11 protein-coding genes are annotated in these 14,963 nt (G+C 41.8%); 3 read left to right on the top strand and 8 right to left on the bottom strand.

The features are described 5' to 3' along the window. Position 1: 1 nt before the first annotated feature. Both pdhA and V1502_RS06465 read right to left on the bottom strand, forming a co-directional pair. A complete protein-coding gene (gene pdhA, locus V1502_RS06470) occupies positions 2–1,117 on the bottom strand; it encodes a pyruvate dehydrogenase (acetyl-transferring) E1 component subunit alpha (RefSeq protein ID WP_409253548.1) in 1,116 nt (371 codons plus the stop codon). Positions 1,118–1,644: 527 nt separating this feature from the next. Continuing rightward, positions 1,645–2,304, bottom strand: coding sequence for a YkyA family protein (locus tag V1502_RS06465; RefSeq protein ID WP_409253547.1), 660 nt, complete (start codon positions 2,302–2,304; stop codon positions 1,645–1,647). A 494-nt stretch (positions 2,305–2,798) separates the two neighbouring features. On the opposite strand from V1502_RS06465, the gene def reads away from it, so the two are divergent. Beyond that, positions 2,799–3,353, top strand: coding sequence for a peptide deformylase (gene def / locus V1502_RS06460; RefSeq protein ID WP_409253546.1), 555 nt, complete (start codon positions 2,799–2,801; stop codon positions 3,351–3,353). Positions 3,354–3,412: 59 nt separating this feature from the next. On the opposite strand, the gene V1502_RS06455 is transcribed toward def, so the two are convergent. Next, on the bottom strand, positions 3,413–4,183 hold the full coding sequence (locus V1502_RS06455) for a Cof-type HAD-IIB family hydrolase (protein ID WP_409253545.1): 771 nt from the start codon (positions 4,181–4,183) through the stop codon (positions 3,413–3,415). A 603-nt stretch (positions 4,184–4,786) separates the two neighbouring features. On the opposite strand from V1502_RS06455, the gene V1502_RS06450 reads away from it, so the two are divergent. Both V1502_RS06450 and rnjA read left to right on the top strand, forming a co-directional pair. Beyond that, entirely contained in the window at positions 4,787–4,993 is a 207-nt protein-coding gene (locus tag V1502_RS06450) for a DNA-dependent RNA polymerase subunit epsilon (RefSeq protein ID WP_409253544.1), read from the top strand. A gap of 6 nt (positions 4,994–4,999) precedes the next feature. Then, the gene (rnjA, locus tag V1502_RS06445) at positions 5,000–6,667 is read left to right on the top strand and encodes a ribonuclease J1 (RefSeq protein WP_409253543.1); all 1,668 of its coding nucleotides are present in this window, start codon (positions 5,000–5,002) and stop codon (positions 6,665–6,667) included. A 316-nt stretch (positions 6,668–6,983) separates the two neighbouring features. Here the strand turns inward: rnjA and V1502_RS06440 are convergent, their stop codons facing one another. The 5 genes from V1502_RS06440 to V1502_RS06420 all read right to left on the bottom strand — a co-directional run bounded on the left by V1502_RS06440 (position 6,984) and on the right by V1502_RS06420 (position 14,584). After that, positions 6,984–7,643 (bottom strand): potassium channel family protein, encoded by a 660-nt coding sequence (locus V1502_RS06440; protein WP_409253542.1) that lies wholly within the window; start codon positions 7,641–7,643, stop codon positions 6,984–6,986. A gap of 64 nt (positions 7,644–7,707) precedes the next feature. Further along, entirely contained in the window at positions 7,708–8,721 is a 1,014-nt protein-coding gene (locus tag V1502_RS06435) for a cytochrome d ubiquinol oxidase subunit II (protein WP_409253541.1), read from the bottom strand. Between the two features lie 54 nt (positions 8,722–8,775). Beyond that, the gene (locus tag V1502_RS06430; protein ID WP_409253540.1) at positions 8,776–10,116 is read right to left on the bottom strand and encodes a cytochrome ubiquinol oxidase subunit I; all 1,341 of its coding nucleotides are present in this window, start codon (positions 10,114–10,116) and stop codon (positions 8,776–8,778) included. 881 nt (positions 10,117–10,997) lie between these two features. Then, a complete protein-coding gene (locus V1502_RS06425; protein WP_409253539.1) occupies positions 10,998–12,824 on the bottom strand; it encodes an ABC transporter ATP-binding protein in 1,827 nt (608 codons plus the stop codon). A 5-nt stretch (positions 12,825–12,829) separates the two neighbouring features. After that, positions 12,830–14,584 carry an ABC transporter ATP-binding protein gene (locus V1502_RS06420; protein ID WP_409253538.1) on the bottom strand — a complete coding sequence of 585 codons (1,755 nt, stop codon included), beginning with the start codon at positions 14,582–14,584 and terminating at the stop codon, positions 12,830–12,832. Positions 14,585–14,963 lie beyond the last annotated feature (379 nt).

Genomic DNA, 14,963 nt, shown 5'->3' with positions numbered 1-14,963 from the left:
CTTATTTCGACTCCTTCTCTTTGTAAATTTCTAATTGCTCTTGCAGGTTATTAGGAAGCTTTTCATACATGATGTTGATGAAGTCCGTTACTTTCTGTTTAGGAGTTCCATCAGCTTTCTTGATTGCTTCTTTGATATCTTCTTTCGCTTGTTCGATCACTTCATTTTCCTTGTCTTCGCTCCATAGACCTTTACCTTCAAGGAACTTGCGGAAACGAACCAATGGATCTTTTCTTTCCCACTCTGTATCCATTTCAGAAGAGCGGTAACGAGTCGGGTCATCCCCTGCCATTGTATGAGGACCATAACGGTAGCAATGAGTCTCGATTAAAGTCGGACCTTCACCGTTAACCGCGCGCTCGCGTGCTTCACGTGTTACTGCATAAACCGCTAATGGATCCATTCCATCGACCAATACCCCTGGGATACCGGCAGAAACTGCTTTTTGGGCAATAGTTTTACCAGCTGTCTGTTTATCACGTGGTGTGGAAATCGCGAACTGGTTATTCTGCACCACAAAAATTGCAGGTGCGCTGAATGCGCCCGCAAAGTTGATACCTTCATAGAAGTCACCTTGTGAAGATCCGCCGTCACCTGTATAAGTGATTGCAACCGACTTCTTGCCGCGTTTTTTAAGGCCAAGTGCCACACCTGCAGTTTGGATGTATTGTGCACCGATGATGATTTGCGGAGACAATACATTAACTCCTTCTGGAGGCTGATTTCCTTTGAAATGTCCACGGGAGAATAGGAAAGCCTGATACAACGGAAGGCCATGCCATACAATCTGTGGTACATCACGATAGCCAGGAAGGATCCAGTCATCTTTCTCCAATGCATAATGAGAAGCAATCTGAGACGCTTCTTGTCCTGCAGTAGGAGCATAGAAACCTAATCTTCCCTGACGGTTTAATGAGATTGATCTTTGATCAAGAATGCGAGTGTATACCATGCGGCGCATAAGCTCTTGCATTTGCTCATCGCTTAGATCAGGCATTGCATCCTCATTCACCACTTCGCCTTCTTCGTTTAAAATTTGAACCATTTCGAATTGCGCTTCAATATTTTCAAGCGCTTTTTTCGCATCAAATTGTGCCTTCTTAGATTTAGAAGCCATCGAAGTCACCTCTTCCTTTCTTTTTCCACTTATTTTAGAGTTTTTTACATCCAGTGATTAGGTTGTCCAGAATAGTCTCCAACAACCGCAATTTTGGCAAATACACATCATTAAACATATGTTTCCACAATTCACCTAAAAGAAAACTCATTACCCAGCATTTTTCAAAAATAAACTGTATTAGTCGATTTCACAAACCAACTAATACAATATGTAATCACGATTTATAGTTTACACTACAGATTTTATAGAAGTCAACGGGAAATACTTATAATTACAATAACTATCATTGACTTAAATCATCCCTCTTTCTTAAAAAAATACAAACTGTACCACTAAGAACACATAAACTGTATTATAAAACAGAAAGTTGTTTGAGCCTCTGTTATACAGTAAACATTGCTTTCTAATTAAACTGTCCGATTACTTAGATGGATGTTTACACATATCCATCCCTATATATATGGAAGTGTTAGCACAAAAAAACACCTGGTTCCATGAGTACCCTCGGAACCAGGTGTTACGTATTAAGCCTCTGCATCCACATTGATTTCTGCCTTTTCATAAAACGAAAGCTTGGATGCATTCACTTTTTCAGTCAATTGATTGTAGGTCTGGTTAAATTCCATGGTGGTTTGATAATTTGCGTTGATTTTTTCGATTTGAGCCTGCAATTCTTCCATAGTAAGGTCTTCTTTTTTTAACATCTCGTAAAGTTCCCTGTCACTTTCAAGAGATTTAAGGTAGGAGTCAACCATCGATGCATGTGCCTTAAACCGCTCATTCATAATAGAAGCAAGTTCTTCAGCTTCCTTTTTCAATGAGTCATCCTCAATTTCTGCAATTGAAGATTCCGCAGCTTGAAATGCCTCTTCGGCAGCCTCCATTGCAGCCGCCTCTTCTTCAATCAGGGTTTCGCGTTTGCTTATATTCTCAAGCGCCTGGTCGGAAATTTCCCTGATTTGGTCGATTTCCTTCATACTTAACCCAATTGCCTGGTCGAACAGCTTCTGCTCTTCTTCCTCCAGCTTCGTTAAGGGTTCCTGTGTTTCTTTCAGCGCTTCTTCTTTTTTTACTGTATCTTCCAAAGTGTTGTATACCATTTCTTGAGGCGTGGTTCCTCCCATGCAACCTGAAAGCAGGAAGATGACACCCGCAGCAGTCAGTACTCCTCGAAGTTTATACACTTTAAAGTCCCCCTTATTATAATGACATTTACTACTATATCGGCACTTTCTTTATTTTACAATGGAAATTTTAATACTCATTATTTGCCCAATCCTGTGAAAAATTATTGCGGTAAATTCCTGCAAAAAGCCAGGCTTAGATTATGCTTGTCCATAATTTATTACTATGATAAAAGTATAAAAGTATGTCAAGGAATCTTCCTTTTCCGGTGGGTACGCAACATCGACCTCATTTTATTTAATAGCGAAGGCACAATTCAGAGCCCCGGCAGGACATATTAGCAGGATCAATCTTTATATTCAGATACTGGAGCCAGCCGTCATACTATGCATCGGTAAGACTCACCTTAGGATTGATCTATTTTGAAGACCTTATATAGATATTAATGGTAAGAATCTTTCTCGCCTGCACCCCTTATAAAATAGTTAACTTTTCATAAGGGGTCTGTTAGACTAAAATCATAAAAAATTACGGATAACCGGGAGGAAGATACATGATCACCATGAACGATATTATACGGGAGGGACACCCTTCCTTAAGGAAAACAGCTGAAGAAGTGGCCATGCCGCCTTCTGCAGAAGATAAAGAGATACTAAGCAGCCTGCTTCAATATGTAAAGAACAGCCAGGATCCAGAAACAGCGCAAAAATACGGGTTGAGATCCGGTATCGGCCTTGCTGCACCTCAAATTAATGTATTGAAACGAATGCTGGCCATCCATGTGACGGACAAAAATGGAGAACTCCATAGCTATGCACTGTTCAATCCAAAAATCGTCAGCCATTCTGTAGAAAAAGCCTACCTTACGAGCGGTGAAGGCTGTTTATCTGTTGATCGCCAGGTACCTGGCTATGTTCCTCGCTATTCCCGGGTTACTATCAAGGGTATGGACATTGACGGAAACCCTGTCAAAGTTCGCATGAAAGGTTTGCCTGCCATCGTCTTTCAGCATGAAATCGACCATCTTAACGGCGTTATGTTCTATGATCATATTGACCAGGAGAACCCTTTGATGCCTATACCGGATGCCACGCCAATCGATAGATAGAAAAAAACAAAAAGGAAACTCCTAATGATGAGTTTCCTTTTTTTTCTTGATTTTAAACATTAAATTAGTGACAGTTCTTTGAGACCATGATAGATTCCATCCTCATCCACCGGTTTGGTGATAAGGTTCGCATGCTCTTTCACTTCTTGTACGGCGTTGCCCATTGCTACGCCTGTGCCTACCGCCTCTATCATTTCAATATCATTCAATCCGTCGCCGAATGCGTACACTTCCCCGATATCAAACCCAAGCTTCTCTATCATCTTCTTAATTCCTTCTGCCTTGGAACCGCCGCTTGGAAGAATATCCATGGAATATTCATGCCAACGGATAAAATTAAACTTCGAAAACTTTTCCCTATAGAGGGATTCGTCCGTATCCCGGCAAAACAGCAGGGATTGATAAATCTCTTTATCGCTGTAAAAGTCCGGCTGAAAATCAGGATGAGGAAATTTTAAGCTTCCCATACTTTCTTCAATAAACGGATGATGATGGATATTGGCCTTCATGGTTTTTTCATTCAAATGAACTACAGGATGATTATTTTCCCCTGCCAGATCCAACAGCGTTACAAGTTCATCTCTGTTCAATGGATTCTTGTAAATTACTTCGTTCTCGAAAACAACATACTGCCCATTAAATGAAACGAAGGATTCGATGCCAAGCTCCTCTCTCAGCCCTTCATACATAAAAGGTGCCCGCCCAGTTGCAATTGCAACATATGTACCGTTCTCCTGAAGCTGTCTGATGGCCTTCTTCGTTGCATCAGGCAGCTTTTTATCATGATCAAGCAGTGTTCCATCTATATCAAAAAAGACGATTTTTGACATGTTACCAGCTCCTTTTTACTAATGGCTAATTTCATACTGGTTAAAAATAAAAGCATTTGCCACTCATTTCCCCCATTAACTTACTCTTCCCTATTTTAAAAGTCAATGGATATCAGTCATTGATGGATAAGGCAAAACGGTAGAATAAAGGGGATAAACGGCGTATTACCAAACTATTAACCCGAAAGCAGCCTGGCTTTTCCAATCTTATCCACGTAAAAACTGTCAAATATTCCATATACTAATATCGAAAAAGAGACAGCGGACATCGGGTAAACTTTACTTTAAGACCAAATCTAGGTAAACTACTAATAAGGAGTGATCCAGATGTTTAAGAAGCTTAGAAAGAAGCTCTTGAAACAATGGAAGGATGTACTCAGAAAAAAAACAATCGCTTAAATGTGCCGGCCCTCACGTTTAGGAGGGCTATTCTTTGTTTATTGTTAGTATAGAATCCGGTGCACGGAGAAGCCGGTTTTCTTCAAGATACTAGTTAGCATTTATACATACAGGGCTGTTCTTATGTTGAATGCATGAAAACTTTTAAAACTTTTTATATAATAGAAAAAGTTACATTTTGAAAACGGATAAGGAGAGAGAAAAATGATTTACAAAGTCTACTATCAGGAAAGTAAACAGGAAGTCCCTGTGCGGGAATGCACAATGACCCTGTATGTAGAAGCAGATTCAGAACGTGATGTCCGCCTGAAATTGAAAGATAAACCGTATAATATTGAATTCGTCCAATTACTAGATGATTCCCATCTTGAATATGAGAAACAATCCGAAAACTTCCAGGTGGAGAGCTGATAAGTTATGAAATTTGTGAAAAATGATCAGACAGCTGTATTCGCACTTGGCGGTTTGGGCGAAATCGGCAAAAATACTTATGGTGTACAATTTCAGGACGAAATAGTTTTAATTGATGCCGGGATTAAGTTTCCGGAAGATGAATTGTTAGGAATCGATTATGTGATTCCTGATTATACGTACCTAGTGAAAAACGCTGATAAAATCAAAGGCCTTTTCATCACCCACGGCCACGAAGACCATATTGGCGGGATTCCATATCTTTTAAGACAGATTAATATTCCTATCTATGGTGGAAAGCTTGCTATCGGATTACTGAAGAATAAGCTTGAAGAGCATGGATTGCTAAGATCAGCTAAATTAAACATCATTCAGGAAGATGATGTGATCAAATTCAGAAAAACAGCAGTAAGCTTCTTCAGGACCACACACAGCATTCCGGATTCCTATGGTGTTGTTGTTAAGACGCCTCCTGGAAATGTGGTGCATACAGGTGACTTTAAATTCGATTTCACGCCTGTTGGCGAGCCTGCCAACTTGACGAAGATGGCTGAGATCGGAAAAGAGGGAGTCCTTTGCCTTCTTTCCGACAGTACCAATAGTGAGGTACCTAACTTTACAATGTCAGAACGTAAAGTCGGTGAAAGCATTAATGATATCTTCCGAAAAGTTGAGGGACGGGTCATATTCGCTACCTTCGCTTCAAATATCTACCGCTTGCAGCAAGTGATTGAGGCCGCGGTCATGCACGGACGAAAGGTCGCTGTATTTGGGCGAAGCATGGAAAATAACATTGCGATCGGCCAAGACTTGGGTTATATCCAGGCTCCAAAGGATACTTTCATTGACTCCAGCCAAATCAATCGACTGCCTGCCAATGAAGTGACAATCCTTTGTACAGGAAGCCAGGGAGAACCGATGGCTGCTCTATCCAGAATTGCAAACGGAACACACAGACAGATTCAAATTCACCCGGGAGATACGGTTATCTTTTCGTCCTCTCCTATTCCAGGAAATACGATCAGTGTCAATCGTACAATCAATATGCTGTATCGCGCCGGTGCAGATGTCATCCATGGCTCTCTGAACGATATTCACACTTCAGGCCACGGAAGTCAGGAAGAGCAGAAATTAATGCTAAGGCTTATTAAACCTAAATACTTCATGCCGATTCACGGTGAATTCAGAATGCAGAAGATGCATACTCAATTAGCCGTAGACTGTGGAGTCGAACCTGAAAACTGCTTCATTATGGATAACGGTGAAGTCCTGGCTCTTGGCAACGATACAGCGCAGGTAGCAGGAAAGATCCCATCCGGTTCGGTCTACATTGACGGAAGCGGTATCGGTGATATCGGAAATATCGTTCTTCGTGATAGAAGAATCCTTTCAGAAGAAGGATTGGTCATCGTTGTCGTCAGCATCAACATGAGTGACTTCAAGATCGCTTCCGGCCCAGACATTATCTCCAGAGGGTTTGTCTACATGAGAGAATCCGGCGATCTGATTAACGAGGCTCAGAATATCATCAGCAAACATTTAAGTAAACTTCTTGAGCGCAGGACAAGCCAGTGGTCAGAGATCAAAAACGAAATCACTGACACATTAGCTCCATTCCTATATGAAAAAACCAAGCGCCGTCCTATGATCTTGCCGATCATCATGGAAGTGTAATAGTAGATAGAAAAAAAGCAGGCTGGATTGTTATCCAGCCTGCTTTTTTTACTGTATTTAGTTGTCAATAACTAACATTCGCTCACGATGTTCGCCGTGTTTCCTTTATCTCATGCAGGAGCCCTTCAATCCGTACGTCGCTGAGCGGCCGCTTCCGCTTTATATTCAATCCAGCTCCAGCGGCCAGCGACTAGCAGATTTCGGACTCCTTCCTTGCGATAAGTCAACATCGGCTCACGATGTTCTCCGTGTTTCCTTTATCTCATGCAGGAGCCCTTCAATCCGTACGTCGCTGAGCGGCCGCTTCCGCTTTATATTAAGCCATTACCTTTTTTTCGAAACGTGTAATATCGGAATCAGCTCCGATGACGATAAGGATATCCCCTGTACGCAATTGTTCATCTGCCTGCGGGGACACCAGAATGTCTTTTCCTCTTTTGATGGCCACGATATTTATCCCATACTTGGCACGTATATCGAGATCGATTATCGTATGGCCATTTATATGTTCATTCGCCACAATCTCCACGATGGAATGCTCGTCTGAGAGCTCAAGATAATCCAGAACATTGTTGGAAACAATATTGTGCGCAATCCGCCTGCCCATGTCTCTCTCAGGATGGACTACATGATTGGCCCCTATCTTCCTTAGAACTTTTTCATGATAATCGTTTTGGGCTTTAACCGTAATATTGCTGACGCCGATTTCTTTCAGCATCAGTGTTGTAAGGATACTAGACTGGATATCATCCCCGATAGCCACTATTACATGGTCAAAATTCCGAATCCCCAGGCTTTTCAGTACTGATTCATCCGTCGTATCCGCCACAACAGCATGTGAGGCGATCGAAGCAAACTGATTCACTTTATCCTCTTCTTTATCAATCGCCATAACCTCTAAATTCTGTTCTGCAAGGGAGCGGACAATACTTCCCCCAAAACGCCCTAATCCTATAACTACAAACTCTTTTTTCACTGAAACTCCCCCACCATACGAGATACTTATGAACTCATTTTAGCATAAATTTGGAACTATTAGATTATTTGTTTCCTTTAACATAGTCCGCATCGAAAAGAAAAAGTCTCATGAGCAGGATTAAAGACGGGATGAGCAGAAACAAGCCTGCTATAAAGACCACCACAAGTGCTGTACCCATAACAGGACTGGTGACACTGCTTTCGATCGTGATGAAAGGTTTTAATATGAACGGCAAATGGGACGCGCCGTATCCAAAAAAGGCAAAAAAGAATTGAAGCATCACCATGATGAACGCAGTCCCAAATTTCTTCTGCTTATATATAAGCCAAGAGGCAATCAAGAAGAATAACAGTGACAGACCGAACATCCACCAAATGTCGAGTGCCTTCTGAAAATGTTCGGGATTATGCTCTCTTAGCCCAATAAAAACAAGCAGGCTGGCCAGGATTGTCGGCGGACTCCAAAACAAAGCGAATTTCCTGACGATTCCCCTGGCATCTGTATCATTTGCCCTGTCTGCATAATAGGTTAAAAATGAGGCAGATATAAAGAGAACTGATACGATTGCCAGGACAACCACACTCCAAGAATAGAGACTCGTAAAGAGCTCTCCGGCCAGAAAAACTACCTTTTCTTCTGTTTCTTGAAGAAAACCTCCTTCGGAAATTGTCAGTGCTGTAGATAAGGATGCCGGGATCAACAGCCCTGTCGCACCATAAAGGAATAGGAAAAAAACATTATCTTTTGAGCCATAATTGCCAAATGCATAAAAAGCCCCCCTGATTGCAAGCAAGATCAGGGCCACACTGCCCGGCAGCAGCAGGGCCGTTCCATAATAGTAGGCTGTATCAGGGAAAAACCCCACAAGCCCTACAAAGAAAAACACAAAAAATACATTTGTTACCTCCCAAACTGGAGATAAATATCTACTGATCAAATCATTGACCGTATGCTTCTTATTGGCGACCTTTGCATAGAAGGCAAAAAACCCTGCACCAAAGTCAATGGAAGCTACAATCAGATAACCGTAAAGAAATACCCATAGTACGGTAATCCCTAATACCTCTAAACTCACCTGTCTCCCTCCTGTTCCATATCTCCTCAGCGACTATAAGGTCCGTCAAAGGATCTATTGAAGTTTCCCGCTGGCAAACCTTTGTTCATATTCAATTTCGGGCGGTTTATTTTTAAACATCTTTATCAATACCATTACACAGAATATCGCGAGGATGATATACAAGATTACAAAGAGTACAAATGTCAGACCCACTCCATCTGCTTTTGTCGCCGCTTCTGCAACTTTCATATACCCCCGAAGGATCCATGGCTGCCTTCCAACCTCGGCATATATCCAGCCAAATTCAATGGCAAGCATAGATAGCGGTCCACTGGCGACAATTCCCCATAATAGCGGCTTATTCCATTCATTCCGCTTCTTCCATTTCCAAAAGAGAATAAACAGTGATGTGATAAATAACGTAAACAAGCCGATTGAAACCATGGAATCGAATAAATAATGAACAAACAATGGAGGCAGTTCATCTTCAGGAAACTCCTCAAGCCCGATTACTTCTGTATCAAAAGAGTTCCCTGCCAGGAAACTCAGAAAGCCTGGGATCCTGATTTCATTATGAATCTCATTGTTTTCATCCAGTGTTCCAAAGATTATCAGATCGGCATTGCTTTCTGTTTCAAAATGCCACTCCGCAGCTGCCAGTTTTTCAGGCTGATATTCCGCCAGAAACTTTGCTGATACATCTCCTGCAACTGCTGTTCCCACTGAAAAAATCAACCCGCAGACCATTGTCAGACGAAGCGCTTTTCTGTGATAAGCGCTTCCTTTGTTTTTTAAAATGAAGAAGGCCGTAATGGCGGCGAGGACCAGTGCTGACGTTAAATATGCTGATGTCAAAACATGAAACACCTTAGTGGGTGTAGCAGGATTGAACATGGCTGCGATCGGATCGATATTGACCGCTTTTCCTCCGGATAACTCAAACCCCTGAGGAGTATTCATAAATGCATTGACCATTGTAATGAATAATGCGGATGCCGAAGATCCAATCATTATTGGGATAGTCAATAACCAATGGACCATCCTGTTCTTGAAGCGGTCCCAAGTATATAAATAAATCCCCAAAAAGATTGCTTCAAAGAAAAAGGCGAATGTCTCCATGAATAAAGGCAGCGCAATCACCTGGCCAGCCACCTGCATGAAGGTCGGCCACAGCAGTGATAACTGCAGGCCGATTGCTGTCCCGGTGACGACCCCGACCGCAACCGTAATCGTGAATCCTCTCGCCCATCTCCTTGCCAATAATATGTAGTGTCCATCATTTCTCTTTATTCCCATGAACTCGGCAATGGAAATCATGACTGGTATTCCTACACCGATGGTTGCAAAGATAATATGAAATGCCAAGGTCACTGATGTGAGCATTCTGCTCAAAATGACACTATCCAGCTCCATACATTTCCCCCCTATTAATCTACTATACTTATAAGTATCACTTTTTCCTCATTATAAAACCTTTGAATAAGTTTGTGAAGTATTGAGCATTTAAAAGGAATGAAGTATTAGGTTTTTCCCCCCTTTTGAGATTACTCTTTCTTCTTTTTTATCTCCTAAGGTGGCATAGTGTCAATTGAGTATAAATCTACACCATCATCTCAATAATGAAGTTGGAATTTTGCGGACGTGCATAGGATGATGTACCAATCCACTCTCTTTTCCTACATCATTTGGAGCGGGTACGGACTTTGATGCACCAATCCCCTCTCTTTTCCTACATCATCTTGAGCGGGTACCGACTTTGATGCACCAATCCCCTCTCTTTTCCTAGATCATTTGGAGCTCAAACCGACTTTGATGCACCAATCCCCTCTCTTTTCCTACATCATCTAGAGCGGGTACCGACTTTGATGCACCAATCCCCTCTCTTTTCCTACATCATTGGAGTTCAAACCGACTTTGATGTACCAATCCCCTCTCTTTTCCTACATCATTTGGAGCTCAAACCGACTTTGATGCACCAATCCCTCTCTTTTTCTACAATATAGGGAACTGGAGCCGGAAAAATGCTGCTTCCTTCTAAATTAATGACATCATTTTTTACTGCAATGGTAAAGCGACTTCTCATTCCTACTACACTAGGAGATTTCCTGAAGAATAAAGAGGTCAAACCGGTTCATTTAATATACGCACGCTCCCTTCCTTCATCGCACACAATTCCTTTAAATCCTAACCCGAAGAGATGGATGGACGAAAAATTATATTCAAACATACGCACGCTTCATACCTTCACCCGAACCAAAACAAAAACCGCCCTTATAAAAGAGCGGTTCTGTTCACTAAATGACTTCCAGCATCTTAAATTGCGCTTTCACCAAGTGATAATATTCTCCCTGCTGATCCATTAGTTCGTCATGGTTTCCTTGCTCGATGATCGTTCCATGGTCAAGCACGTAGATATTATCTGCTTCACGAATTGTAGAAAGCCTGTGGGCTATCATGATGGCCGTACGTCCTTTCAGTAGCGTTCTCAGGGCTTCCTGGATTTTCATTTCTGTTTCAGTATCGATAGAAGCTGTTGCCTCATCCAGGATGATAATTCTTGGATCGGCGAGCAACGCCCTTGTGAAGGAAATAAGCTGACGCTCCCCTACAGATAGGATGTTCCCTCGTTCTTCGACTTCTGTATCATACCCTTTTGGAAGTCTCATAATAAATTCGTGGGCACCTACTGCCTTGGCAGCTTCCTCCACATCTTCGTGTGATGCATCCGGACGCCCGAACAGGATATTCTCCCTGATTGTTCCTGAGAAAATGAATGTATCCTGCAGGACAATACTGATCTGGCTTCTGAGACTGGATAGAGAGACGTCTCTCAAGTCATCACCGTCAATCAGGACCTTGCCCCCTGTAGGATCATAGAAACGACTGACAAGGTTGGCTATGGTCGTTTTTCCTGATCCGGTATGGCCGACCAGCGCAACGGTCTCCCCGGCCTTCATTTCCAGCGAGATATTGTTCAGCGCTTTTCGTTTGCTGTCATAGGCAAAATCCACATTTTTAAATTCGATATGTCCCTTGATTTCTTTTAGCTCTTTAGCATTTGTTTTTTCATCCACATTAGGCTGTTCATCGAGGAACTCAAAAATTCTCTCTGATGAAGCCATACCGACTAACAATTGGTTATATACCATTCCCAGGCGGGAAATTGGTTCCCAGAACATACCAAGATAGAATGCAAATGAAACGAATTCACCGAGCGTGATGGAATCTCCCTGAATCAAGGTGGCACCATACCAGATCAAGACTGCCGTTCCAACTGCATTAGTTAATTCTACAAGCGGCCGGAACATTGCACTCTTCCTGGTCGCATTTCTCCAGCTGTCAAAATTCTCTGTATTGACCCCATCAAAGAAAGCCATGTTTTCTCTTTCCTGTGTAAAAGATTGCGTTACTCGGATTCCCTGGATACTTTCGTTCAAGTGGGAATTAAGTTTTGATTGTTTAAGACGCACCATCTGCCAGGATCTTCTGATCTTCTTCCTCAGACTTGTAGAGATGAAGAACATAATCGGCAGGATGACAAGCACTGCGAGTGTCAATGGCGGGCTCAGTGTGAATAAGATCACGATAATCCCGATTAAAAGAATCATATCCATAAGCAGATTAATGACTCCGTTTGTAAAGAGCTCCTGCAAGGAGTTGATGTCATTCATGATCCGCACCAGGATGGAACCAGCCGAGCGCTGGTCAAAAAACCTGTGAGACAGCCATTGCACGTGTGAAAACAAATGCTTTCTCAGGTCATAAATGACTCCCTGGCCGAGCATGTTCATCCATCTTATTCTGAGCACATTGGCTATGTAACTCAGAATATATAAACCTGCTATACTGATAATCAATGTGGTCAGCATGCTTGTGTCTCTTTCAATGATCGCTTTATCAAGCGTATAGACACCGATTAATATCGGGATCACCAATCGTACGCCGGTTGTAATTAATACCATGATAACCGAGAGAGGCAGGAGGCTCTTGGAATAGGGCTTTAAATAGCCTAGAAGTCTCCACAGCTGTTCCCAGTTAAATGGCTTATCGATTACCTGGTCCGTTGAATAGTAAAATCGTTTTAAGATATTCTGGTTTACTTTTTCCTTATTTTTCATCATCTCACCTACCCTTGCTGTGATTGGAGGATCTTCTTCTGGTCTTTATATTGAATATCATATATCCGCTGGTAAGGTCCGTTGTTGGTGATAAGGAAATCATGGACACCGCGCTCAACAATCTTCCCATTATCAAGCACCAGGATCTCATCGGCATGTTTTAAAGAAGAAATACGGTGGGCAATGATGAAAGTTGTCCGGTCAGCCATCACTTCTTTAAAGCCTTTTTGAATTTTGAATTCCGTTTCCATGTCCACGGCACTAGTCGCATCATCAAGGATCAAGATGCTCGGATCCGTACAAATTGCACGGGCAATGGCAATTCGCTGTTTCTGGCCCCCTGATAATCCAAGGCCCCTTTCACCTAGTTTTGTATCGTATCCATCTTCTAATTCTTCAATAAAGTCATGTGCCTGGGCTCTCTTCGCAGCATCAATGATTTCTTCCATTGTCGCTTCAGGACGGCCATAAGAAATGTTGGTCTTTATAGTGGAAGAGAATAAAAAGGACTCTTGAAGAACAAAGCCGATATTCTTCCTTAATGATTTAATTGCATAATCTTCAACCGGTTTCCCGTCAACCAGCACTTGACCTTCGGTAGGTTCATAAAATCGAGTCAGCAGATTCGTGATACTTGTTTTGCCTGAACCTGTACCGCCTATAAGGCCGATGACTTTGCCGGGTTCTGCCTTAAAGGAGATACCTTCAAGTGCTTCTTCGTCATCTTCTGTATACCTTAAGCTGACATTCTTGAACTCCACTTCGCCTTTTAATCTGTCTGCCTGAATGGCATTTTCTTTATCAATGATATCTTCATGGGCCTCAAGAATCTCTAATAATCGTTCGCCGGATGCTTTTGATTGAGAGAACTGATTGATGGTGAAACCTAAGTTCATGATCGGCCAGATGATATACCAAAGCAGGCTATAGAAGGCCACGAGCTCCCCAGGTTCCAAACTGTTGTCCATTACGAGGAATCCGCCATAGGATAACAGGAGGACAACACTTACATTTCCGAGAAACTCCATTAACGGAAAATACTTCGCCCACACATCTGATGTCAGTAAGTATTTTTCTTTATAGTCACCATTCGATGCATTGAATTTATTAATCTGGAAATCTTCCCTGGACAGTGATTTAACGGTATTTATTCCACTGATATTCTCTTGTACATTTGTATTTAATTTACCAAACGATTTCCTGATTCCCCTGAAAGCGGGGTGCACCGCTTTATCGAATTTATAAACAGATACAGCCAGGAATGGCAGTGTTGCCAAAGTTACAAATGTCAATGATGGGGAATAATAGAACATGACGCCAAAACTGACGGTTATCAACAGGACAAACCGGATTAATTCAGAGATCCCGAAAGATAAAAAGAACCGGAAAGCTTCAACATCGGCTGTAAGCCTGGACATCAAGTCACCTGTTTTTGCATTATCATAGTAACGGAAGGGTAGGTATTGAAGCTTTTCATACAATTCGTTACGCAGCCTGTATACACTCGTAATACCAAACATGTCTCCGTTATATTGGTGTATATAAGTCGCAACCCCTTTAATGGCCATAATAAAAATGAAGCCAAAAGCCAGGTAAGGCACCCATTCAAATTCTCTCTGCAAAATCACTTCATCAATCGTCAGCTGCAAAATGATCGGATATACCACCGTAATGAGTGTCACTGCAATTAGAAATACAATTGATGTGAAAAAGAATTTCTTGTAAGGCCAATAAAACTGTTTCAATTTTTTAAATGTCTCCATTTTCATCCCCCTCTCTTTGATGCGAAAAATTCACGTACTATTTAATATATCGGGTTTCGAAATATATTTCCACCTTTTTAATTGAAATTTTCGCTTTTTTATGAATCCTTCCGCAATTTCTATAACATGCTATTTATTTTACTTTGTATCCTATATGAATAGATCAGCCTTTTGACCGACCCATACTCCTATACAAGTCGTATATTCGGTCTTTTACTGCACTCCATATAAACAGAAGCCTGCGTTTTGCTGTGCCAAAAAGAGTCAGTTTCCTCATACTACACTCATCACCAAAAGCGTGTATAAAACGCTCAGTTTTTTGACAACACTAATGTAATTATGTATATACTTATAAGGGCTTTTTGCTTGTACATATATT

The organism is Rossellomorea sedimentorum, from assembly GCF_046237645.1.
GTDB classification, from domain to species: Bacteria; Bacillota; Bacilli; order Bacillales; family Bacillaceae_B; genus Rossellomorea; species Rossellomorea sedimentorum.
The sequence above is the reverse complement of the archived record's forward strand: the minus strand, read 5'-3'. Positions and strand labels throughout refer to the sequence as shown.

What these genes read in the sequence shown, in the direction of transcription:
- V1502_RS06430 (WP_409253540.1), bottom strand. Translation starts at nt 10,116, where the DNA reads ATGGAGCTGGATAGTGTCATTTTGAGCAGAATGCTCACATCAGTGACC.
- pdhA (WP_409253548.1), bottom strand. Translation starts at nt 1,117, where the DNA reads ATGGCTTCTAAATCTAAGAAGGCACAATTTGATGCGAAAAAAGCGCTT.
- V1502_RS06425 (WP_409253539.1), bottom strand. Translation starts at nt 12,824, where the DNA reads ATGATGAAAAATAAGGAAAAAGTAAACCAGAATATCTTAAAACGATTT.
- V1502_RS06450 (WP_409253544.1), top strand. Translation starts at nt 4,787, where the DNA reads ATGATTTACAAAGTCTACTATCAGGAAAGTAAACAGGAAGTCCCTGTG.
- V1502_RS06420 (WP_409253538.1), bottom strand. Translation starts at nt 14,584, where the DNA reads ATGGAGACATTTAAAAAATTGAAACAGTTTTATTGGCCTTACAAGAAA.
- rnjA (WP_409253543.1), top strand. Translation starts at nt 5,000, where the DNA reads ATGAAATTTGTGAAAAATGATCAGACAGCTGTATTCGCACTTGGCGGT.
- def (WP_409253546.1), top strand. Translation starts at nt 2,799, where the DNA reads ATGATCACCATGAACGATATTATACGGGAGGGACACCCTTCCTTAAGG.
- V1502_RS06455 (WP_409253545.1), bottom strand. Translation starts at nt 4,183, where the DNA reads ATGTCAAAAATCGTCTTTTTTGATATAGATGGAACACTGCTTGATCAT.